This is a genomic window from Streptomyces sp. SirexAA-E (assembly GCF_000177195.2).
Classification (GTDB): Bacteria; Actinomycetota; Actinomycetes; order Streptomycetales; family Streptomycetaceae; genus Streptomyces; species Streptomyces flavovirens.
In genome coordinates, this window is sequence record NC_015953.1 from 3,886,428 (window position 1) to 3,908,166 (window position 21,739).

17 protein-coding genes, 4 tRNA genes and 1 other RNA gene are annotated in these 21,739 nt (G+C 71.3%); 12 read left to right on the forward strand and 10 right to left on the reverse strand.

Going from position 1 to position 21,739, the window contains the following annotated elements; all coding sequences use genetic code 11:
* Positions 1 to 224: 224 nt before the first annotated feature.
* The gene (locus tag SACTE_RS17300; protein ID WP_014047320.1) at positions 225 to 1,742 is read right to left on the reverse strand and encodes a DnaB-like helicase N-terminal domain-containing protein; all 1,518 of its coding nucleotides are present in this window, start codon (positions 1,740 to 1,742) and stop codon (positions 225 to 227) included.
* Positions 1,743 to 2,063: 321 nt separating this feature from the next.
* Here SACTE_RS17300 and SACTE_RS17305 point away from each other — a divergent pair, with 321 nt between their 5' ends.
* The 6 genes from SACTE_RS17305 (at position 2,064) to SACTE_RS17330 (ending at position 7,251) form a co-directional block, all read left to right on the forward strand.
* Complete coding sequence (locus tag SACTE_RS17305; protein ID WP_019992440.1) at positions 2,064 to 2,558, forward strand: helix-turn-helix transcriptional regulator; 495 nt, start codon at positions 2,064 to 2,066, stop codon at positions 2,556 to 2,558.
* 162 nt (positions 2,559 to 2,720) lie between these two features.
* Entirely contained in the window at positions 2,721 to 3,017 is a 297-nt protein-coding gene (locus SACTE_RS17310; protein WP_014047322.1) for a helix-turn-helix domain-containing protein, read from the forward strand.
* The gene (locus SACTE_RS17315) at positions 3,014 to 4,780 is read left to right on the forward strand and encodes a tyrosine-type recombinase/integrase (RefSeq protein WP_014047323.1); all 1,767 of its coding nucleotides are present in this window, start codon (positions 3,014 to 3,016) and stop codon (positions 4,778 to 4,780) included. The genes SACTE_RS17310 and SACTE_RS17315 overlap by 4 nt, the downstream gene beginning before the upstream one ends.
* A 155-nt stretch (positions 4,781 to 4,935) precedes the next feature.
* On the forward strand, positions 4,936 to 5,580 hold the full coding sequence (locus SACTE_RS17320; RefSeq protein WP_014047324.1) for a hypothetical protein: 645 nt from the start codon (positions 4,936 to 4,938) through the stop codon (positions 5,578 to 5,580).
* A 90-nt stretch (positions 5,581 to 5,670) separates the two neighbouring features.
* Entirely contained in the window at positions 5,671 to 5,856 is a 186-nt protein-coding gene (locus SACTE_RS34290) for a hypothetical protein (protein WP_014047325.1), read from the forward strand.
* Between the two features lie 144 nt (positions 5,857 to 6,000).
* Complete coding sequence (locus SACTE_RS17330; RefSeq protein WP_019992438.1) at positions 6,001 to 7,251, forward strand: hypothetical protein; 1,251 nt, start codon at positions 6,001 to 6,003, stop codon at positions 7,249 to 7,251.
* Positions 7,252 to 7,342: 91 nt separating this feature from the next.
* Here the strand turns inward: SACTE_RS17330 and SACTE_RS17335 are convergent.
* Positions 7,343 to 7,430, reverse strand: a tRNA-Ser gene (locus tag SACTE_RS17335).
* A gap of 132 nt (positions 7,431 to 7,562) precedes the next feature.
* On the opposite strand from SACTE_RS17335, the gene ffs reads away from it, so the two are divergent.
* From ffs to SACTE_RS17360, 6 genes are all read left to right on the forward strand, one after another.
* An RNA gene (ffs, locus tag SACTE_RS32635) (signal recognition particle sRNA small type) lies at positions 7,563 to 7,659 on the forward strand.
* 102 nt (positions 7,660 to 7,761) lie between these two features.
* Positions 7,762 to 10,062, forward strand: coding sequence for a DNA polymerase III subunit gamma and tau (locus SACTE_RS17340; protein WP_019992437.1), 2,301 nt, complete (start codon positions 7,762 to 7,764; stop codon positions 10,060 to 10,062).
* Positions 10,063 to 10,410: 348 nt separating this feature from the next.
* Positions 10,411 to 11,664, forward strand: a complete 1,254-nt coding sequence (gene purD / locus SACTE_RS17345; protein ID WP_014047328.1) for a phosphoribosylamine--glycine ligase — start codon at positions 10,411 to 10,413, stop codon at positions 11,662 to 11,664.
* 510 nt (positions 11,665 to 12,174) lie between these two features.
* The gene (locus tag SACTE_RS17350; RefSeq protein WP_014047329.1) at positions 12,175 to 13,890 is read left to right on the forward strand and encodes a hypothetical protein; all 1,716 of its coding nucleotides are present in this window, start codon (positions 12,175 to 12,177) and stop codon (positions 13,888 to 13,890) included.
* 397 nt (positions 13,891 to 14,287) lie between these two features.
* Positions 14,288 to 15,751 (forward strand): N,N-dimethylformamidase beta subunit family domain-containing protein, encoded by a 1,464-nt coding sequence (locus SACTE_RS17355; RefSeq protein WP_014047330.1) that lies wholly within the window; start codon positions 14,288 to 14,290, stop codon positions 15,749 to 15,751.
* A 102-nt stretch (positions 15,752 to 15,853) separates the two neighbouring features.
* Complete coding sequence (locus SACTE_RS17360) at positions 15,854 to 16,783, forward strand: phosphoribosylaminoimidazolesuccinocarboxamide synthase (RefSeq protein ID WP_014047331.1); 930 nt, start codon at positions 15,854 to 15,856, stop codon at positions 16,781 to 16,783.
* Between the two features lie 43 nt (positions 16,784 to 16,826).
* Here the strand turns inward: SACTE_RS17360 and SACTE_RS17365 are convergent.
* The 8 genes from SACTE_RS17365 to SACTE_RS17400 all read right to left on the reverse strand — a co-directional run bounded on the left by SACTE_RS17365 (position 16,827) and on the right by SACTE_RS17400 (position 21,403).
* Positions 16,827 to 16,899, reverse strand: a tRNA-Gly gene (locus SACTE_RS17365).
* A 22-nt stretch (positions 16,900 to 16,921) separates the two neighbouring features.
* Positions 16,922 to 17,551, reverse strand: a complete 630-nt coding sequence (locus tag SACTE_RS17370) for a response regulator transcription factor (RefSeq protein ID WP_014047332.1) — start codon at positions 17,549 to 17,551, stop codon at positions 16,922 to 16,924.
* Entirely contained in the window at positions 17,548 to 18,822 is a 1,275-nt protein-coding gene (locus tag SACTE_RS17375) for a histidine kinase (RefSeq protein WP_014047333.1), read from the reverse strand. Before SACTE_RS17375 ends, SACTE_RS17370 begins: the two co-directional genes overlap by 4 nt.
* Before the next feature lie 28 nt (positions 18,823 to 18,850).
* Entirely contained in the window at positions 18,851 to 19,621 is a 771-nt protein-coding gene (locus SACTE_RS17380; protein WP_014047334.1) for an ABC transporter permease, read from the reverse strand.
* The gene (locus SACTE_RS17385; RefSeq protein WP_014047335.1) at positions 19,618 to 20,562 is read right to left on the reverse strand and encodes an ABC transporter ATP-binding protein; all 945 of its coding nucleotides are present in this window, start codon (positions 20,560 to 20,562) and stop codon (positions 19,618 to 19,620) included. The genes SACTE_RS17380 and SACTE_RS17385 overlap by 4 nt, the downstream gene beginning before the upstream one ends.
* A gap of 129 nt (positions 20,563 to 20,691) precedes the next feature.
* Positions 20,692 to 20,764, reverse strand: a tRNA-Gly gene (locus SACTE_RS17390).
* Between the two features lie 79 nt (positions 20,765 to 20,843).
* A tRNA-Gly gene (locus SACTE_RS17395) sits at positions 20,844 to 20,915 on the reverse strand.
* Positions 20,916 to 21,067: 152 nt separating this feature from the next.
* The gene (locus SACTE_RS17400) at positions 21,068 to 21,403 is read right to left on the reverse strand and encodes an Lsr2 family protein (RefSeq protein WP_014047336.1); all 336 of its coding nucleotides are present in this window, start codon (positions 21,401 to 21,403) and stop codon (positions 21,068 to 21,070) included.
* Positions 21,404 to 21,739: the final 336 nt, after the last annotated feature.

The following is a 21,739-nucleotide window of genomic DNA, read 5'->3' on the forward strand; positions in this document are numbered from 1 at the left end:
GAAGACGATCACGGCGTTCACGGAGGGGGCGTACACGCGGGCCCCCTTCTAAAGGGGGGCCCGCGCGTGATCGCTCGAGTGTGTGAGCGGCGTGAACGCTCGCGTGATCGCTTGACCTGCGGTTCTTCTGTGAGCGTGTGCGCTGTGAGCGGTTCACGACGGTCTGCGACTGTGGGGGTCGCGTGCACGGTCGCGTGAACGCTCCTACAGGGGCGGAGCGAGGATCAGCCCACGGAGATGAGGTGGCGAGCGGAGGCGTAGTAGCGGGCCTGCTGGCCGCCTCCGACACCTCCGGCGATGCCGTCGGTCTTGGTGGCAAGGCTGCTGTCGACGAGGCGGCTGAGATGGCGTCGCGCCTTCTCGACATCGGCTCGCTCGGGATCGCCACCGACGAGGATGGTGGCCAGTTCGCGTGCGGTCAGCCCGCCCGGGGCGTTCCGCAGCAGGACGGCGGGGTCCTTGGTGGGGTCGACGGTGGTGGTCCCACGTACATGGTCGTGGGTGACATCCAGGGGGCCGACTTCGCCGGTGGGCGTCTTGAGGTGATGCAGAGTCACCGCAGGGTCGCCTGCCCTGCCGGTGACGAACAGGACGCTGCCCGCGCCGGCGGTGAACCAGGTGGACCCGTAGACCTGGTCCAGGCTGGGGCGCTGGCCGCGTGGTGCGTCGGCGGTCGCCTTGCGCTGGTGGTGCAGTTCCAGGATCTCCACCCCGTTGCGCAGAGCGCGCATACGGGCGTTGTGGAAGGCGACCGCGAGGCTGTCGTCGACCATCGTGCTGACCGCGTCCTTGAGGCTGTCGATCACGATGGTGTCAGCCTGGTGGGCGGCGGCGAGGTCGGCGAGGAGGTCGGGTTCCTTGTCGAGGGTGGTGGGCAGCGGGCCCTCCCAGACCACGAGCCGCTCGCGGAGGATCTTCTCGTCGGTGGGGAAGACGCGGCGGGCCATGGCCTTGGCGATCTGTTTGGGGCGATCCATCGCCAGGTAGAGCACGCGCCTGCTGGGGGCTACGGGCATCTCCAGGACGGTCTCCGTCAGGCCGAGGCGAGCGAAGATCACCTGATGGGCCAGCGTCGTCTTGCCGACGCCCGGAGCGCCGACGATCATCAGGCTCTCGCCAGGGGCCCAGACGGTCTTCTCGCCCGTGCCCCACAAGGGCTCGGCGTTCGCGCCGCTCTCTTTGACGAACGACCATCCGTCGGTGGCGAAGCGGGACAACCGCCCCTGGCCCGACGCGAGTGCGCGTTCGCGTTCGGCGCGTACTTCCGTCTCGATCTCGCTGCGGATCGCCTCGGGATCGGCGCCGGGCTCCCGGACCCGCTGGAGAGTGCGCACGGCTGAGGTCACCAGGCGGCGCAGGTCCGCCTTGGCGCGGACGATCTCCGCGTGATACTCCGCGCTGCTGGTGCCGTAGGGGGCATCGGCTAGCTGGGACACGTAGACGGGGCCGCCCACGCGCTGAAGGTCGCCCTGCTGCTGGAGCAGCTCGGTGAGGACGATCGGGTCGGTCGGCTTGTCCTCGCGATGCTGCGCGAGGAGCGCCCGCCAGATGGTCTCGTGCGCGGGCCGGTAGAAGGCGTCATCGCCGAGGATGGGCCTGACCGCGGCGATGATGCCGGGTTTGTGCATGCAGGCACCGAGGACCGCGCACTCGGCGTCCAGGTTGAACGGCTGCTCCGTCGGGGTGGAGCCTTCGTCGAAGCGGGATGGCGTCTGGGAGGGCAGGGTCGTACCCTGGTTCACGGAGCTCCTCACCCGGAAGGCCATATGGGGCGGCAACCCCGGCCTTCGGTTTCGATCGTTCAGGGATGGATGGTTGTGCGGTGGAGCCTCTACTTCGGCCCCGGTGTTCGTAGCACCGGGGCCGCTTGCATGTGCGGTTCCGTCCGTCGTTGTGCGGCGGAGTACGACCATAGCCGAGATTTTCGGCAACGCAATGCCTTGCATTTCAATCCGCAACGATGTTTAGTTGCGGATGCTGGATCGGTCGGATCTGTCGTCGTGAGAAGGGAGGCGCGAGTGAGCAGCGAGGAAGGCGCGGAGCGCGCCGGCCCAGGTCGGCCGGTGCCGGAAGACCACGTCGCCGCACGCGTCAAGCTGGAACGCGAGGTCCGCGGTTGGAGCACGGTGAAGCTCGCCGAGGAGATGGCCGCCGTCGGCCATCCGATTAACCAGTCCGCGATCTGGCGCATCGAGAGCGGCAAGCCCCGTCGCAGGGTCAACCTCGACGAGGCGCTCGGCTTCTGCAAGGTTTTCGACCTCACCATGCAGGACCTGACCGGACCACCGGACGAGCTGGCCACGCCCCGTATCCGCCAGCTCGCGCAGGAGTACGTCCAGATGACCCGGGAGTACCACCAGCTGCGAGCGGCGATCGACCGGAACCAGATGCACCTGGGCGAGATCCAGAGGGAACTCGATGCCTACGGGGACAAGGGACCCGAGCGGAGAGGGCAGGTCGACGAGCTCCTCCGGCTCGAAGAGCGAGCGTTGATGAGAAGCATGCACCCGTCCCGGGCCCACCTGCGAATGCAGGGGCAGCCCCCCGCCAGCGAATAGCCGGCCACTGCCCCTTCCACGGCGTTTCGAACGCCGAGAACACCACACGTGGCGACCTCCGTCGCCGACGATCAACCATCCATCCCTGAACGACACCACCGGCCAGGCCGACGGGAGTTGCCGCTCCCGCGACGCCGCGAGGCTGGCGGGAGGAGTATCCCCATGCCGCAGCCCACGCTGCCCATTTCCCAGATAGCCCAGCTTCTGGACGTACCCGAAGACGCCCTGCGCACCTTGATGGTCGAACGCCGATCCGTCGGCGACACGACCTTGGTCGCCCTGACCGTCTCCGAGGCCGCCCGTCGAATCGGCATCGGCCGCACCAAGCTCTACGAGTACGTCTCCTCCGGCGAGATCGCCTCCGTCAAGATCGGGAGCTTGCGCCGCATCCCAGCTGAAGCAGTGAACGAGTTCTTGTCCCGCCGCCTGTCGGCGACCGACTTCGGGGCCGCCGCGTGACTCGCGCCTCCGAATCGAAGTCCCGCCAGCCCAACGGCGGCTCCTCGATCTTCCACGGCAAGGACGGTCGTTGGCACGGCTACGTCACCGTGGGCGTCAAGGACGACGGCAAGCCGGATCGGCGCCATGTCAGCCGTAAGACTCGCCCTGAGGTCACCAGGGTCGTCCGCGAGCTGGAGCGTCAGCGCGACAAGGGGACGGTCCGCAGGGCCGGCCAGAGCTGGACGCTGGAGACCTGGCTGACGCATTGGGTGGAAAACATCGCCGCCGCGCACGTCTCGGAGAACACCATCGACGGCTACCGCGTCGCGGTGAACCATCACCTCATCCCCGGCCTCGGTGCCCACCGCCTGGAGAAGCTGCAACCCGAGCACCTGGAGCGCTTCTACAAGAAGATGCAGGACAGCGGCAGCAGCGCCGGGACCGCCCACCAAGTCCACCGCACCCTGCGCACCGCCCTCAACGAGGCGGTCCGCCGCGCCCACCTCGCGGTCAATCCCGCCACGATCGCCAAGGCCCCGCGCCTGGAAGAGGAGGAGGTCGAGCCGTACTCGGTCGAGGAGGTCCAGCACCTTCTCGCCGAGGCCGCCAAGCACCGCAACACCGCCCGCTGGGTCATTGCGCTCGCCCTCGGCCTGCGTCAAGGGGAGGTCCTCGGCATGCAGTGGGGTGACGTCGACTTCGACCTCGGCGTCATCCGCGTACGGCGCGGCCGGTTGCGGCCCCGCTACAAGCACGGCTGCGGCGAACGCTGCGGACGTAAGCCTGGCTTTTGTCCCCAGAAGATCAACACCCGACGTGAGACGAAGAACGCCAAGTCCCGCGCCGGCCAGCGGCCCATCGGAGCCCCGGACGAACTCCTGCAACTCCTGCGCCAGCACAAGGAGGAGCAGGCCCGCGAGCGGGCCCGGGCCCGGGACCTGTGGACGGAGAAGGGGTACGTGTTCACCTCGCCCACCGGCGAGCCCTTGAACCCGAACACGGACTTCCACAAGTGGAAGGAGCTGTTGAAGGCCGCTGGCGTCCGCGACGCCCGCCTCCACGACGCCCGCCACACCGCGGCGACCGTCCTGCTCATCCTCGGCGTCCCCGACGCGGTCGTCGACGCCATCATGGGCTGGGAGCCCGGCAAGTCCGCCCGGATGCGCCGCCGCTACCAGCACTTGACCAGCCGCGTCCTCAAGGACACCGCCGCCAAGGTCGGCGGCCTTCTGTGGGGCACGGACGAGACGGCGGGAAGCGCGGCTCCGGAGGCTGGCCAGAGCCCCGTCCCCGCTGAGCTGGTGGTGCACGTCGCCCGCCTTGGCGAGCGGCGAGTTCCCTTCCTCCACCGCGAGTACGCCGATGAAGTCGTCGCACGATGGAGCGAGGACTGGCCCGACCACACCGCCGAGGTCGAGGAATGGGACCGCTGGCGCTGGGAACACCAAGGCCCCGGCGGTGCGAGCGCCATCCGCGACCGCGTACCGGAGCGGTCCGTGGTCTTTCACGCCCGGGCCTTGTTCCTCCCCGGCGGCGACCGCATGGCGACCGGACTTCCCGAACAGTGGTCGGTGCCGGCCTGGGACTTCGAGACCGACCGCTACACCGACCGCGCCTCGGCTTGGCGCACGGCCCGACGGCCCGGCGCGGGCCAAGAGGTCGAGGCCCAGGTGCGAGGCACGGACAAGGACGCCGTGGAGGCGGCCTTCGCCGAAGCGTGCGCACAGGCTGTGGACCGTGCTCGTCATCCGGGGAGGTACGGCGACACCGACGAGTGGTAGCTGCGCGGATTGTGCAGCCGAGCTGGACAAGCGACAGGGGGCCCCGACCGAGCCGGTCGGGGCCCCCTGCGCCGTGCTCCCATTGGCCAGCATCGCCGAGTCGCGCCGTTCCGCGCCGAACTGCGCCGAACCGCGCCGGATGTGGTTTACTTGCCATGCTGCGACTGAAGGAGGTGTGCGGCTTGGCGACAGATGCCCAGCTGCCCGACTGGGCCAACGAGAAGATGCCGACCAAGGTCCGAGTCGCCTTGTGGCTTGCGACCCAGGTGGGGGAAGGGAACGTCTTCAGTAAGGATCAACTGAGGACGGCGTTTCCTGCTGCCGCGCAGATCGACCGCCGAGTGCGGGAGCTTCGTAACCACGACTGGGTGATCGCGACCAGTCGTGACGACGTGAGCCTGGCGCCGCATGAGATGCGGTTTGTTCGGGCGGGGGCGCTGATCTGGGAACCGGGGGTGCGTGCGGAGCTTCGAGAGCAGTCGCGCGCGCTGGCCCCGCCGCGTACGGCCGATCCTGAGCACTACTTCGAGACTCGAGCCCTGACGACTATCCGGCAAGCGACGGACCCCGAGGCGGTTTGGGAGCGGCTGCAGGAACTCTCCCGGGATGAGAAGTCGATCATCCTGGCCTGGATCGCCATGGGTCGGCGACCTAGTTCCCCAGTGGAACTCGCATGGCGCGCTTACCGAAGCCTGCCCGAGGCGCGGCGTCGAGAAATGGCCGCGAGGCTTGGTGAACTCGTCAGCTCCGAGCTGCACGACGAATCGCTTGCACCTGATGAACGCAGCGTTGAGCGCTGACCCACATACTTCCGCCGGATCCCGTGTCACCTTCCACAGATCTCCGGGGTCCGGCGGATGGTCCAACCCATCTGAACGAGGAGAAGAACCATGTCCAGTATGCGTGTCCCGGTGGTCGGAAGCGAGCGGCCGCCCAGGTTCGAGATGTTCGTCGCGGCCGTCGCCGTCGGTTACGCGGCGGGATACACCACCGGCATCGGCAGCGAGGCCCAGCAGGTGCTCGGATCCGTGACGGTCACGGCGATCGCGTGGCTCTGGGACAAGTGGCGCCGCTGATCACCAGCATGGTCGGCCGCTGATCTCCGGCCGACTCCTTACGGCCGGCCCCGCGAACTTCGGGGCCGGCTACCAGACTTCGAGCCCATATGCGCCCTGTTGAGTGTCAGTGGTCGTTCCTATGGTGGAGGAATGGCTAATGGGGTGTGGCACACCGGATATGGCATAGAGATCAATCTGTCCCTGCCCGACCTCGGTCACCCGGACCGTCCCGATCTGCTCCAAGAGATCACCGCCCGCGTCGCCGAACGCGATCCGCAGTTGCTCGAGTGCCTGGCGCACCACGACAAGCGGGAGTGCCAGTCGGAGTCGGGCGGTAAATCGCCCTGGATGTTCATCCGTCGAGGGCGCGTGGGTGGCCGACGGCCGCTCGTCGCCTCGCACCTGCCGATCACGCACAAGGCGACGCCGGCGGAGAGCGCACAGCACAAGGCCACCAAGGAGCGGATCGTCGAGACCGCCGGGCGGTATGGCCTGGACGCCGAGGCTGAGGTTCCCATCGGCAACCGGCGCAGCATTTCGGACGCCGTAGTCGTCGGACTCGGCGGCACGCGGATCGGCTGGGAGATCCAGTACCACCACCTCAGTCCCAGCAGCGTGCACCGGCGCTCGGTCAACGCCGTGGAGCACGGCATCACTCCCCTCTGGGTAGCGAAGGACCGGACGGCCTCCCTGATCGACCGCGCTCCGTGGGCGCGGGTCGACGACATGCCGTGGAAGGACATCGCCGACGGCAAGGAGATGGTGATCCGCGGTGGGTACCGGCACCTCGAAGTCTGGAAGTGCGTAGCGAGCAGCGAGCGCCACTGCCTCATCAGCGAGGGCGCCGGCCATTGTGGCGCGATTCACGCGGACTGGTTCGTGCCCGCGCTGTGCCTCCCGGAGAAGAAGCCGGTCTTCATCGAGGACTTGGTCCTGCAGAGCGCCACAGGTGAGAGCGTCCCGGTCTACGTGCCCAACCGAGGAAGCGGCCGTGCCGGTCGGCATATGTGGGTCTCGGCCGACGACTGCGGGCTGTGGCAGGAGCTCATCGGCGAAAAGACGCCTCTTCCCGCAGCCCCGGTTGAAGAGGAGGACGACACGATCACCTTTGCCGAGCAGGAAATCGACCGCGCCTGCCGAGCGGGGGAGGAGGGCTGGTTCGTCAGCGACGGCCGGCCCATCCGTGACCTCGACCAGCCGACCGGCGGCTTTACGCTTCCCCGCATGCCGGTCCAGCGGTCCCGCGACCCGATGCGGATCACCACCGTGGAACGCGCCGCCGCCTCCGCCGCTCTGGGGTGTCCGCCGTGGGAGCTCGGGCTGTGCGCCGGCTGCGGCCAGATGATGCGACGCTACGGGCGCAACGCCGCCATGTACTGCAACGTGTGCCGGTCCGTCCTCAACGGGCGATAGCCGGGAACTGCAACCAAAACTGCAACCACCAACGTCGAAGGGCCCCACCGCAAGCGGTGGGGCCCTTCAACGTATTGCCCGGTGAGAGCAATGGCGGAGGATACGAGATTCGAACTCGTGAGGGGTTGCCCCCAACACGCTTTCCAAGCGTGCGCCCTAGGCCACTAGGCGAATCCTCCGCCGCAAACAATACAAGACGTTTGAGGGTGCTCGCGAACACGTTCCCCGGAGATCGTTCCGGGAGGGGCCCGGAGGGGGGTGGGACGGATGGGCGGGTGGACGGAGGGGGGTTCGGATCGGCTAAGGTGGGCGTCAGCCCCTCACGTGGCGCTATCTGACTGAACTCCCCCAGGGCCGGAAGGCAGCAAGGGTAGGTTGGCTCTGGCGGGTGCGTGGGGGGCCCTTGCGTGCCCGGGGGGCCCGTCGGCCCTCCGATGCAGTCGGCCGTCCCGCCGGGGTGCTGCCCGGGAGCGGGACCGGTTGTCAGTGCGTCCCGATAACCTCGTAGATGTGTCGTCCCTTGCGCTGTACCGCCGCTATCGCCCCGAGTCCTTCGCCGAGGTCATCGGTCAGGAGCATGTCACTGACCCGTTGCAGCAGGCCCTGCGGAACAACCGGGTCAACCACGCGTACCTGTTCAGCGGGCCGCGTGGGTGTGGAAAGACGACCAGCGCGCGCATCCTCGCGCGCTGTCTGAACTGTGAGCAGGGGCCGACCCCGACGCCGTGCGGGGAGTGCCAGTCCTGCCAGGACCTGGCGCGCAACGGCCCGGGTTCGATCGATGTGATCGAGATCGACGCCGCCTCGCACGGTGGTGTGGACGACGCCCGTGACCTGCGGGAGAAGGCGTTCTTCGGGCCCGCGTCGAGCCGGTACAAGATCTACATCATCGACGAGGCGCACATGGTCACCCCGGCAGGGTTCAACGCCCTGCTGAAGGTGGTCGAGGAGCCGCCGGAGCATCTGAAGTTCATCTTCGCGACCACCGAGCCCGAGAAGGTCATCGGCACGATCCGGTCGCGTACGCACCACTACCCCTTCCGGCTGGTCCCGCCGGGGACGCTGCGGAGCTACCTCGCCGAGGTGTGCGGCAAGGAGAACAGCCCCGTCGAGGACGGTGTGCTGCCGCTCGTCGTGCGGGCCGGTGCGGGATCCGTCCGTGACTCCATGTCCGTGATGGACCAGCTGCTGGCCGGCGCGGGCGACGACGGTGTGACATACGCCATGGCGACCTCGCTCCTCGGCTACACCGACGGGTCCCTGCTGGACTCGATCGTGGACGCCTTCGCGGCGGGCGACGGGGCGGCGGCCTTCGAGGTCGTGGACCGGGTGGTCGAGGGCGGTAACGATCCCCGGCGCTTCGTGGCGGACCTCCTGGAGCGGCTGCGCGACCTGGTGATCCTCGCCGCCGTGCCGGACGCCGGGGACAAGGGGCTGATCGACGCCCCAGCCGACGTGGTCGAGCGGATGCAGGCGCAGGCAGCCGTCTTCGGCGCCGCCGAGCTGAGCCGCGCCGCCGACCTGGTCAACGAGGGGCTCACGGAGATGCGCGGGGCGACCTCGCCCCGGCTCCAGGTGGAGCTGATCTGCGCCCGGGTGCTGCTGCCCGCGGCCTTCGACGACGAGCGTTCGTTCCAGGCCCGGCTGGACCGGCTGGAGCGCGGCGCGTCCTTCGCGACGGCCGGTACCGGGCCCGCTCTGGGATACGTGCCGGGGCCGGAGGCCCACGCGTCCGGTGCCGGGCTGCCCGCCGGCGGGCCCGCAGCCGCGCGTGCGGCGGTGCGGGGCGAGGCGCTGCCCCCCGGCCCTGTTCCGGCCGAGGCCCCACAGGCCGCCGCACCCGGCGTCGCCGAGGCCCCGACCGCCGTGCCGGCGGCCCCGCAGCCCCAGGCCCCGCAGCCACATGCCTCTCAGGCTCAGCCTCCTCAGCCCCAGCAGGCTCCAGCCGCCGGATCCGGAGCGGCACCCGGCGGTGCCCGGCCCGGGGCCTGGCCGACGGCCTCTCCCGCCGGTGGCGGGGCCGGCGGGGCGGACGCCGCACGCCGCCCCGGCGGCTGGCCGACCGCAGCCGCACCCGGCCGGACGCCTGTTCCTCAGGCACCCGTGCAGACGCCTGCCCCGGCCGCCCCGGCGCCCGGGCCCGCCGCGTCCGTCCCCGCTCCGGGTGGGCAGGACATGGCCCAAGGCGCGGCCCAGGTGCGGAACATGTGGCCCGACATCCTGGAGGCGGTGAAGAACCGCCGCCGGTTCACCTGGATCCTGCTCAGCCAGAACGCCCAGGTCACCGGCTTCGACGGCAGCACGCTCCAGCTCGGCTTCCTCAACGCCGGAGCCCGCGACACCTTCGCCAGCAGCGGCAGCGAAGAGGTGCTGAAGCAGGCGCTCGCCGAGCAGTTCAACGCCACCTGGCGGGTCGACGCCGTCGTCGACCCGTCGGGCGGTGGCGGTACGCCCCCGTCGTCGGGCGGCGGAGGAGGCCGCCCCCCGGGCCCGGGCGGGTACCAGGCCGCGCCCTCCGCACCGGCTCCGTCCGCGGCGCCCGCCCCGTCGTACGAGTCGCGGCCCGCACCCGCCCCGCAGGCTCCGGCGCCCGCCCCCCAGCCTCCGTCCCCGCCCCAGCACTCCGGGCGGCCGGATCCGTCGGCGTACGACCGTGCCCCGGCCCCCGAGCCGCCGCGCTCGGTCGCGCCCGAGGACGACACCGCCGAGGCCGACGACCCGGACCTGGTCGACTCCGCGCTGTCCGGGCACGAGCTGATCGTCCGCGAGCTGGGAGCCACCGTGGTCGAGGAGTTCACGAACGAACAGTGAACAGTGAGACGGGTCCGCGGCGGCCCCGCCGACGTGTGTGACGTGCGTACGGAACCCGTCGGGTGAGGGGCGCGGACCCCGTCGGGTGAGGGGTGCGGTCCCCGTCGGGTGAGGGTTGCGGTCCCCGTCGGGTTAGGGGCGCGGACCCGACGGGTGGGGGTGCGGTCCCCGTCGGGGTGGAGGCGCGGACCCGACGGGTGGGGGTGCGGTCCCCGTCGGGGTGGAGGCGCGGACCCGACGGGTGGGGGTGCGGTCCCCGTCGGGGTGGAGGCGCCGGGTGTGCCGGGGCCCTGTCCACGGAGCGGAGGCCGTCAAGGCGGTCCGGCCCCGGCGGCTAGGCTGCACCCCGTGAAGGTCCTCGTCATCGGCGGCGGCGCCCGCGAACACGCCCTGTGCCGCTCTCTCTCCCTCGACCCCGACGTCACCGATCTGTATTGCGCCCCCGGCAACGCCGGTATCGCAGAGGTGGCCGAACTGCACCCGGTCGACGCGCTCGACGGCGATGCCGTCGCCCGCCTCGCCGCCGAACTGGGCGCCGAGCTGGTGGTCGTCGGTCCGGAGGCACCGCTTGTCGCCGGTGTCGCCGACGCCGTGCGCGCGGCCGGCATCCCCTGCTTCGGCCCCTCGCGCGAGGCTGCCCTGCTGGAGGGCTCCAAGGCGTTCGCCAAGGACGTCATGGCCGGTGCCAACGTGCCGACCGCCCGGAGCTACGTCTGCACGACGCCCGCCGAGATCGACGTGGCGCTCGACGCCTTCGGTGCCCCGTACGTCGTCAAGGACGACGGGCTCGCGGCGGGCAAGGGCGTCGTCGTCACCGACGACGTCGAGGCCGCCCGCGCCCACGCGCTGTCCTGCGACCGTGTCGTCATCGAGGAGTTCCTCGACGGCCCCGAGGTGAGCCTCTTCGCGATCACCGACGGCACCACCGTGGTGCCCCTGCAGCCCGCCCAGGACTTCAAGCGCGCCCTGGACGGCGACGAAGGCCCCAACACCGGTGGCATGGGCGCGTACTCGCCGCTTCCGTGGGCGGACCCGAAGCTGGTGGACGAGGTCATGCAGACCGTGCTCCAGCCGACCGTCGACGAACTCCGCCGCCGGGGCACGCCCTTCTCCGGGCTGTTGTACGCGGGTCTCGCGATCACCTCGCGCGGTGTGCGGGTCATCGAGTTCAACGCCCGCTTCGGCGACCCGGAGACCCAGGTGGTCCTGGCCCGGCTGAAGACGCCGCTCGCCGGGGTCCTGCTCGGGGCCGCCAACGGCACCCTGGACGCCCTGCCCCCGCTGAACTGGAGCGACGACGCCGCCGTCACCGTCGTCATCGCCTCGCACAACTACCCCGGCACCCCGCGCACGGGCGACCCGATCGAAGGGCTCGACGAGGTGGCGGCACAGGATGCCCCGCACGCGTTCGTCCTGCACGCGGGCACCCGGAAGGACGGTGACGCGGTGCTCAGTGCCGGAGGGCGCGTCCTCTCCGTCACCGCCACCGGCAAGGACCTCTCCCAGGCCCGTGAGCGCGCCTACGCCGCTGTGGGCAAGGTCCGCCTCGACGGCTCCCAGCACCGCACGGACATCGCCCGCAGGGCCGCCGAAGAAGCCTGAGGACGAGTCCGAGTCCAAGTCCGAGGACGAGTCCGAGGCCGAGCCCGAGTCCCTGAGCCTCCCCGCAGGCCGGACGGTCCGGACCCCGGCCTCCGTCACTCCGTATCCGTGCCCGGCTCCCTCCCCCGAGGGCGCCGGGCACGGACGTGTCCGGGGCCACCCGGCACCCGGGACCCGGCAGCCCCCAGCCACCCAGCAGACCCCCGGCCCCAGCACCTCCCCCGGCCGCCGGGCAGCCCTCCGGGACCCCGGTCAGGGCGCCCGTGCGGCATCGGACGAAGCGGCGTCCGTATCGCCGGAGGGCCTTCCGTCCGTGCGTCAGCAGCTTTGCCCAAAGCCATTCCATCGAGTGACGGCTCGCCCATCCGGATGACGCCCGCCGAGGCCCCAACTAGGGTGCGGCGCAAGCTTTCCGGCACTTGGCCCACCGACATTGCGATGTCGGTGGGCGGTGCCACAGTGGGGGAGTGACCAACACCGTCGCGGGGGCAGAGGGGGTGACGTCCGGCCGTGTCCGCTACAGGTTCGGTTGAAGAGCTGGGTGCGCGATCCGCGCGTGCCCGCGCCCTGGCCCTGCTGCGCGTCCGCAGCAGAGCCGTGGCCCTGGCCGTCCTGCCCGCCGCGGCCGCCGTCGTGCTGCAGGTCGCCGGTGCCCAGGGGCACATCGGCGGCGCGGCCTGGGACGCGGTGCGCTGGGCGGTGACGGGCTGCGCCGTCGTGGTGCTGCTGCTCACCGCCGCGGTCGCCGTGGCGGTGGCCCGTGCCAGGCCTGCGGTCAGTCCGACCGTGCCGCTCACCGAGGAGGCGGCCCCCGACCTCTACCGGCTCGTCCGCGAGCTCGCGGACCGGCTCGACGTCCCCGCGCCCTCGGCCATGGCGCTGACCCCGGACTGCGACAGCTGGCTGGAGGACCGCACACACCCCGCCGCCCGGCCGAAGGCGACGGGCCTGCGCCGAAAGCGCCGGGAGGCGGATGCTCCCGTGCTGGTCATCGGCTCGCCGTTCCTGTGGTGGATGCGGGTCGCCGAGCTGCGCGCGGTGCTCGCCCCGGTCGTCGCGGGTACGGGCCCCTCCGCGCATCCGGACATAGCCGCCGCCCGGCGCTTCGTGCGGGGGCTCGACGCCGCGGTCGCCGACGCCACCGTGCCCGGCCAGGGCGTGGTCCGCAGGATCCCGGCCCTCTTCGTAGGCCGGATCGCCGGACTGCTGCTGCGCGGCTGCCGTTCGCACGCCGCCGAGATGGAACGCTGTGTGGCCGCCGCCGCGTCGGTCCGCGCACAGGACGTGGACTACGGGCTTCGGATCGTCGCGCAGGAACAGGTCGGTCTCGCGTACGCCGGCTGGGACCGGCTGCTGACCCGGGTAGCGCTGCCGGCCTGGCGGATGGGCCGCTGGCCCTCCCGGCTGGACGCCGGTGTCGTCTCGGCTCTCACGGAGCTCTCCCGCCGCGACCGGCTGGCCGAGGGTTTCACCTCCCGCCTCGGGGAGCGCCCCGCCTGCGACCTCATCGAGGAACCGGGCGCGGCCGACGAGGCGGCCTCGCTGCTGGCCGCCCGGCTGTTCCACGGCGGCCCCGCGGAGAACGGCCCCGGCTGGTCCCCCGTCGACTGGCAGCAGTACCCGCACGAGGTCGTCGACCGGAAGTGGCGCACCGAGGCCGCCCGCCTGCACCGCGTGCTCGACGCCCTGGGCGTGGCCGCCAGCGTCTCCGTCGGCGCCCCGGGCGCGCCGGTGGCCGACGGGTCCGCCGGGCACACGCTGGCGCGCGTCATCGACCATCTCGCGCTGCCCGGACGGAACGCCGAGGAGCTCGCTGTGGGGCTCGGCGCCGCCGTCGCCCGCGACGAGGCCGCCGACGCCCGGCCAGGCTCCCAGGGCAGCCCCTCGGACACCTCCGGCGCCAAGGGCGGCACGGCCGCCGCCGACCCCCTCGAACTCTGGGGCCAGGTGCCGCTGCCGCTCTTCCCGCTCCAGCCGCCCCGTACGGGCACGGAGCTGCTCGCCGACCACGTGGTGGCCATGGTCTGCTGCGCGGCCGTGGACACCGCCGGTGCCGCCCCGGGGCTGGACTGGCTCGACGGGCCCGCGCTGCTGGTCGACGGCAGCCGCAGGTCCGACGTGGGGGGCCCGGTGCTCAGCCTGGTCGAGGACGGTGACGCGGAGCCGCTGCGGTCCTGGCTCTCCGCCGTCGGCGTACGGTCCGACAGGCCGGTACGCCTCGTCTGAGAGCCTGAGAGCCTGTCGGGGACCACCTCCGCCCGTGCGGCCACGCACGCTGCCCGCGTTCCAGGAACGCCCTGGCAGCTCCCGCGGCGAGGACGGGGCGGCGCCTCGGCAATCGCCTGCGGCGGACCGTGTCCGCTGCCCGGCCGGAGGTCATGCGCCAGGCCCTGAACGGTGCTCCGTCCGACGGTGTCGAGTCGGCATGACCCTCTTCTGCACGGGCGTGCGTTCACATAAGCCGTGAGATGTCATACATACGCCCCCAATACTCGGAAGAATCGGCTTCGCACGCGTCAATTCGCGACGAACGGTGACGGAGTGCATGCGTGATGTGATGTGCTGGAGTCGTCGCCGGTATCCGGTGCGACGAAGTGGTCGGGGGACGAGGGAGGGGAGCGGCATGGGGGCTGAGCACATCCGGCGGTGGGAATCGGGGGCGCTGGCGCATGCCGTGAGCGACCCCTTCGGGCAGGGTCCGCTGCCCTGGCTGCGCGGCAGCGAGAACTACTTCGACGACACCGGCCAGGTCGTCCCCTGGTACGCCGACCCCGACCTCGGCCGTGGCGGGAGCGGCGGCGGTACCCGTACCGCCGACGACGTGCACCAGCAGATCAAGGGGTTCGCGTCACCGGGCGCGGCCGCCCCCGGCGAGGCCATCGACTTCCACATCACGGTGGACCCGCCCCAGCAGTTCTCCGTGGACGTCTACCGCATCGGCCACTACGCGGGCGACGGCGCATCCAAGATCACCACGAGCCCGCGGCTCCCCGGCATCGTCCAGCCCGCCCCGCTCACCGCCGAGCGGACGGTCTCCTGCCACCACTGGTGGCTCTCCTGGCGGCTGCAGATCCCCAGCTACTGGTCGGTCGGGGCGTACGTCGCGGTGCTCACCACCGCCGACGGGCACCGCTCGCACGTCCCGTTCACGGTCCGCGACGACCACCCGGCGGACCTGCTGCTCCTGCTGCCCGACATCACCTGGCAGGCCTACAACCTCTACCCGGAGGACGGCCGCACCGGCGCCAGCCTCTACCACGCCTGGGACGAGCAGGGCCGGCTGCTGGGCGAGGAGGACGCGGCCGCCACCATCTCCTTCGACCGCCCCTACGCGGGCGCCGGACTGCCCCTGCACGTGGGCCACGCCTACGACTTCATCCGCTGGGCCGAGCGGTACGGATACGACCTCGCGTACGCCGACGCCCGCGATCTGCACGCCGGCCGCGTCGACCCCGGCCGGTACCGCGGCCTGGTCTTCCCCGGCCACGACGAGTACTGGTCGGTGCCGATGCGCCGGACCGCGGAGCTCGCCCGGGACACCGGTACCTCACTCGTCTTCCTGTCGGCCAACACCATGTACTGGCAGGTCGGCCTCTCCCCGTCCGCATCCGGGGTGCCGGACCGGCTCCTCACCTGCCGCAAGCGCCGAGGGCCGGGCAAGCCCGCGCTCTGGCGCGAGATCGACCGCCCCGAACAGCAGCTGCTCGGCATCCAGTACGCGGGCCGGGTCCCCGACCCGCACCCCTTGGTCGTACGGAACGCCGGGCACTGGCTGTGGGAGGCGACCGGGGCGGGCGAGGGTGACGAGATCGACGGGCTGGTCGCGGGGGAGGCCGACCGGTACTTCCCGCGCACGACCCTGCCCGAGCACCAGAACCGCATGCTGCTGGCCCACTCCCCGTACCAGGACAGCGAGGGGGCCACCCGGCACCAGGAGACCTCGCTGTACCGGGCTCCCTCGGGGGCGCTCGTCTTCGCGTCGGGCACCTTCGCCTGGTCCCCGGCGCTGGACCGCCCCGGCCACGTCGATCCCCGTATCCAGCGGGCCACGGCCAATCTGCTCGACCGGATCTGCAAGCGCGACTGACCGCGCGGGCGGCCCCGGTCCGCCGGACACCCCCTGGCGGCGCGCTCCGGGTCCATGCGGGACAATCGGAACGACTCCTGGATCAACCTACGCGGAGGCAGCGTGTCCGGTTTCGTAGAAAAGCCCGAGCCCGTGCAGGTGCCGGGGCTCACCCATCTGCACACCGGCAAGGTGCGCGACCTGTACCGGAACGAGGCGGGTGACCTCGTGATGGTCGCCAGCGACCGTATCTCCGCGTACGACTGGGTGCTGCCCACCGAGATCCCGGACAAGGGGCGGGTGCTCACCCAGCTGTCGCTGTGGTGGTTCGAGCAGCTCGCCGATCTTGTCCCCAACCACGTCATCTCCACCGAGCTGCCGGCCGGGGCGCCCGCCGACTGGGCGGGCCGGACGATGATCTGCCGGTCGCTGCGGATGGTGCCCGTCGAGTGTGTGGCGCGCGGCTATCTGACCGGTTCCGGGCTGGCCGAGTACAAGGCCACGCAGACGGTCTGCGGGATGGGGCTGCCCGAAGGCCTGGTCGACGGCTCCGAGCTGCCGGGTGCGATCTTCACCCCGGCCACCAAGGCCGCCGTGGGCGACCACGACGAGAACGTGAGCTACGAGGAGGTCGCCCGCGAGGTCGGCGCCGAGACGGCGGCGGAGCTGCGCCAGACCACGCTGGCCGTCTACGGCCGCGCCCGTGACATCGCCCGCGAGCGCGGCATCATCCTCGCCGACACCAAGTTCGAGTTCGGCTTCGCGCCCACCGAGGACGGCGGTGAGGAACTGGTCATCGCCGACGAGGTGCTGACCCCGGACTCCTCGCGCTTCTGGCCGGCGGCGAGCTGGGAGCCCGGCAAGGCCCAGCCCTCGTACGACAAGCAGTTCGTGCGCGACTGGCTGACCGCGCCGGAGTCCGGCTGGGACCGGCACGGCGAGCAGCCGCCGCCGGCGCTGCCGCAGGAGATCGTGGACGCGACCCGGGCCAAGTACCTGGACGCCTACGAGCACCTCACCGGCCTCAACTGGGCGGACGCCCCGCAGCGATGACGAAGAAGGCCCCGGTCCTCAGGACCGGGGCCTTCTTGTACGGAGCGGACGACCAGGTTCGAACTGGCGACCTCAACCTTGGCAAGGTTGCGCTCTACCAACTGAGCTACGTCCGCATGCGCCGTGGCGCGCTGACTACTATACCCAACCTCGCTCGCGGGCGAGACGCACGGCCGCATGACGGTTCTCGGCACCGAGTTTGGATGCCGCCGACGACAGGTAGTTGCGGACCGTCCCCTGGGACAGCGAGGCCCGGGCGGCGATCTCCGCGACAGGTGCGCCGTCCGCCGCCAGCTCCAGCACCTCGGCCTCCCGGGCGGTCAGCGGGGAGTCCCCGGCGGAGATCGCGTCGGCGGCCAACTCCGGGTCCACGTACCGGTTTCCGGCGTGCACGGTCCGGATGATCTCGGCCAGGCGCCGGGCGCTGACCGTCTTCGGCACGAAGGCCCGCACCCCCGCCGCGAGGGCCCGCTTCAGATGACCCGGCCGCCCGTGGCTCGTCACGATCATGGTCCTGCAGTCGGGCAGTCGCGTACGCAGCGATGTGGCGACGTTCACACCGTCCGCGCCCGGCATCTCCAGGTCGAGGACCGCCACGTCGGGCCGGTGGGCCAGGGCCATCGCGAGCGCCTCGGGGCCGGTGGCCGCCTCGGCGACCAGGACGATGTCGTCCTCCAGCGCGAGGAGCGCGGCCAGCGCGCCCCGGATCAGGTGCTCGTCGTCGGCCAGCAGCACCCGGACGGGCCGGGGCGGCGGTGCGGATGTCATCGTCTCTCCTCCACCAGGGACGCCGCGTCCCGCCGGGGCGAGGGCAGCGGCACGGTCGCGGTCAGGCGGAAGCCGCCGTCACCCGTCGGCCCCGCCTCCAGCAGGCCGTCCAGCGCGCCCAGCCGCTCCCGGAGCCCGGCCAGGCCCGAGCCGTGGCCCGGGGGGACGGCCGTGTCCGGCGGCACCCCGTCGTTCTCCACGACCAGCCGTACGGTGTCCCCGTCCGCCCGGAGCCGGATGGAGCACCGCCGGGGGTCGCCGTGGCGCAGGACGTTGGTGGCCGCCTCCCGGACGACCCAGCCGAGCGCCGAGCGGACGGGGGCGGGCAGGTGTTCTCCGGGGTGCGGATCGCCGTCCTCGACCGCGCAGCCGATACCGGCCGCCTCCAACACCCCCTGGGCGCCCGCGATCTCCGTACGCAGGTCGACCTCGCGGTAGCCGCGGACCACGTCGCGGACCTCCTGCTGCGAGGCGCGGGCGATGCGCTGCACCTCGGTCATCTGGTCCACGGCCGCCGCCTTCCCGCGCTGGGCCAGTTCCACCGCCAGCTCGCTCTTCAGCGCGATCACCGCGAGGTTGCGGCCCAGGACGTCGTGCATGTCCCGGCCGAAGCGCAGCCGTTCCTCGGCGACGGCCAGCCGGGTCTCCACGTCCTGTGCCTCGCGGAGCTTCAGCATCACGCCGAGTGTCCAGGCGGACAGCCGCGAGGTCGTGGCGATCAGCGTGCTGCCGAACCCGACACCGAGGAAGGTGCCGAGGGCGAAGGTGCCGCTCGCCCCGGCCAGCAGGGTGCCGCCGCTCACGGCGCCCGCGAGGGCGGCGAAGCAGACCCCGGACAGCCACACCGGCACGACGAGGACGAAGGACGTCAGGAAGGGCAGCACGGACGCGCCCAGGGCCAGCTGGAGTTCGGGGAAGCCCCCGGTGCCGGCGTAACCGCCGAGTGCCAGCAGACCGGTGGTGTTCAGGATCATCAGGGCGGCCGCCGGCACCAGCAGCCGCCGGTCGATCGGCCGTCGCCCGAGGTAGGCGTCGAGGGCCCGGCTGACCAGCGGTGCCGCACAGACGCCCTGGGCGACCGCGGCCAGGACCGTGGCCCCGATCAGCGTGGCGGGCGCGTCCGAGTGCCGTACGGGACGGGTGACCGACAGCATCCCCTCGCACAGGATCATCGCCCAGATCAGGGAGTGCAGGCTGCCGCGCGTGTAGAGGTCGATCTTGCCGAAGCCGTCACGCCGCTTCCACTTGCCCACCTGCGTGCCTACCCACACCGTCGTGTTCCCTTCGTCCCCGTGGAGCTCAGCGTCGCGGATCCCACCGGAACCACCGCTGCCCAGCAAACACCGCGAGCACCGTCCAGGCCAGCGCCGTGAGCGTGGCCCCGAGCACGTCGTGACCCGGCACGCCCCCCAGCCAGCCGGCCCGGACGAGCGTCATCACACCGGTCACCGGCAGCAGTTCGCAGAGCGAGGCGGCGAGATCCGGAAGCAGGTCCAGCGGTACGAAGAGCCCGGAGCCCAGCAGCGAGACGAGGAACAGCGGCAGCGTGGTGAGCTGGGCGGTCTGCACCGTGCGCGTCAGCGCGGAGGTGACCGCGGCCAGCGCGGTCAGCAGGACACCGCCGAGCAGCAGCCCCAGCACCAGCAGTTCGGGCCGCCGCGGGGCCGAGAGGTCGAAGGCGAGGGTGCCGACGGCGACGATCAGCGCGCACTGCACGAGGGCCAGGAGCACCGCCGGGAGTGCCGTCCCGACGAGGATCTCGCGGTCGGAGACCTCTCCGGTGCGCAGCCGCTTCAGGACGAGCTCCTCGCGCCGGGCCACATAGGCCGCGACGAGGTTCATGTAGACGACCTGGAGCAGCACCATGCCGATACCGCCGCTGAGGGACGCACCGGCGACGGTCAGCCCGGAATCCTCGAGGCCGACCTCCTGGAGCGTGGACTTCATGACGAAGATCAGCAGCACCGGCATCAGCAGGACCATGAAGACCGTGGTCCTGTTGCGTGCGAGGAGTGTCATCTCGGCCCGGCCGAGTGCGTTCAGCCGGCCCGCCGTCGTGGTTCCCGTCATGCCGCCACCTTCTCCGTCTCCATGTGCGTCTTCGCGATGTCGAGGAACGCCTCCTCCAGCGAGGCGGAACGGGCGTCGAGCCCGATGAGATCCACGCCCGACTCCCGGGCCCAGGAGAGCAGCGTGTGGAGCGACTCCTGGAGCGTGTGCGTACGGATGTCGACGCGCCGGCCGTCCGCGGCCGCCCGCAGCGTCAGCGGGAGCCGTGCCGCCGGCACGCCCGCCGGCAGTTCGAAGCGGATACGGGCGGGACGCTCGGCCGTCACGTCGGCGATCGTGCCCGAGGTGACGATCCGCCCCTGGTGCATGATCGCCAACCGGTCGGCGAGCGCCTCGGCCTCCTCCAGGTAGTGCGTGGTCAGCAGGACCGTCGTACCGGCCTCGCGCAACTCCCGCACCAGCCGCCAGGTCTCGCGCCGCCCCTCGGCGTCGAGGCCGGTCGTCGGCTCGTCCAGGAAGAGGATCTCGGGACGGCCCAGCAGGGCCAGGGCCAGGTCGAGGCGGCGGCGCTCACCACCGGAGAGCTGCTTGACCCGGACCTGGGCCCGGGCGCCGAGGCCCACCAGGTCCAGGACCTCCGCGGGCGGCCTCGCCCCGCTGGTGCAGCCCGCCCACATGCGCAGGGTCTCGGTGACCGTCAGGTCGGACGGGAAGCCGCCCTCCTGGAGCATCACGCCGACCCGGGGGCGGACCGCGGCGCGCTCGCGGTACGGATCGTGGCCGAGCACCCGGACCCTCCCGCCGTCAGGGCGGGCCAGTCCTTCCAGGAGTTCGACCGTGGAGGTCTTGCCCGCGCCGTTCGTGCCGAGCAGGGCGAAGAGTTCACCGCGTGGCACGGAGAAGGAGATACCGGCCACCGCCTCGAAGCCGCCCGCATAACGCCGCCGGACCGCGTCCGCCACGATGGCGGCGCCGGAGTGGGGAAAGTCGTCGCTGGTCATGACTCAAGGCTTCCGCCGGATCGCGGCCGCGCGCAGTGCGCGCTGTCATCACTGCTCATGACAAACGTCATGCGTGGGCGGGTACGACAAAGGCCCCGGTCGATTAACGACCGGGGCCTTTGAAACAAGAGCGGACGACCAGGTTCGAACTGGCGACCTCAACCTTGGCAAGGTTGCGCTCTACCAACTGAGCTACGTCCGCATTGCTGCCACTCGGCTTTCACCGGTGGAGCGTCCACCACTCTACCTGATCCACGAGGGGATCCGGTAAGGCGATGCAGAGCGGGTGACAGGAATTGCACACTGCGCCTTCCCCCTGGAAGGGGGATGTTCTACTACTGAACTACACCCGCACGCTGCTTGGGGCCCGGCTTTTCGGCCTTGCCCTTCGGCGTGCTCCAGACTCTAGCCGACCTGCGGGGGTGTTGTGCAAGTCGGCTCCCCGAGGCGCCCCGGAGGGGGCGCTCCCGGGCCGGACCGGAACGGAACATTCCGGTCGCGGTACTCAACTGGCGGCCTGGAACGCCTCGTAGACCTTCTTGGGGATCCGGCCGCGGGCCGGCACCTCCATCCGGTGCGAGCGCGCCCAGGCGCGCACGGCCGCGGGGTCGGGGGCGACGGACGTGTGGTGGTACGCCACCGGGGCCCTGCCGTGCTTGCCGCTATTTGTCTGCTTTCGGCCGGCCGCCATGTACGGAGCCAGGGCGTTGCGGAGTTTCTTTGCATTGGCGGGGTTGAGGTCGATCTCGTACGACTTCCCGTCCAGGGCGAAGGCGACCGTTTCCGCTGCTTCTCCTCCGTCGATGTCGTCGGAGAGTGTGACCACGACGCGCTGAGCCACGGATATCGGTCCTTTCCTTCGGCACCATCGCGTCTGACATGCGCTGATGCCGGCCTTCCGGCGGCTGGGCGGAGACGGATCGACTGATGTCGACTGTTCCGGGGGCAATCGTGCTTTCCCCGGTAATCATTTGTACAGCGGGGAGAGCTTCATTGTGAAGCCCAGCCAATTACGTCCGCGTGTCCGCATGCAATCCGGGTGAAGATTCTTTCCCGAGACTTTTCCTGCGCGTTGTCGCCGTCGATATCCCCGTGTGATCGCCCACGGGCGATATCTACCCGCGTAGAATTTTCAGCCAGGTACGCTGAGTGGACCCGTGGGGATGGGGAACCCCAC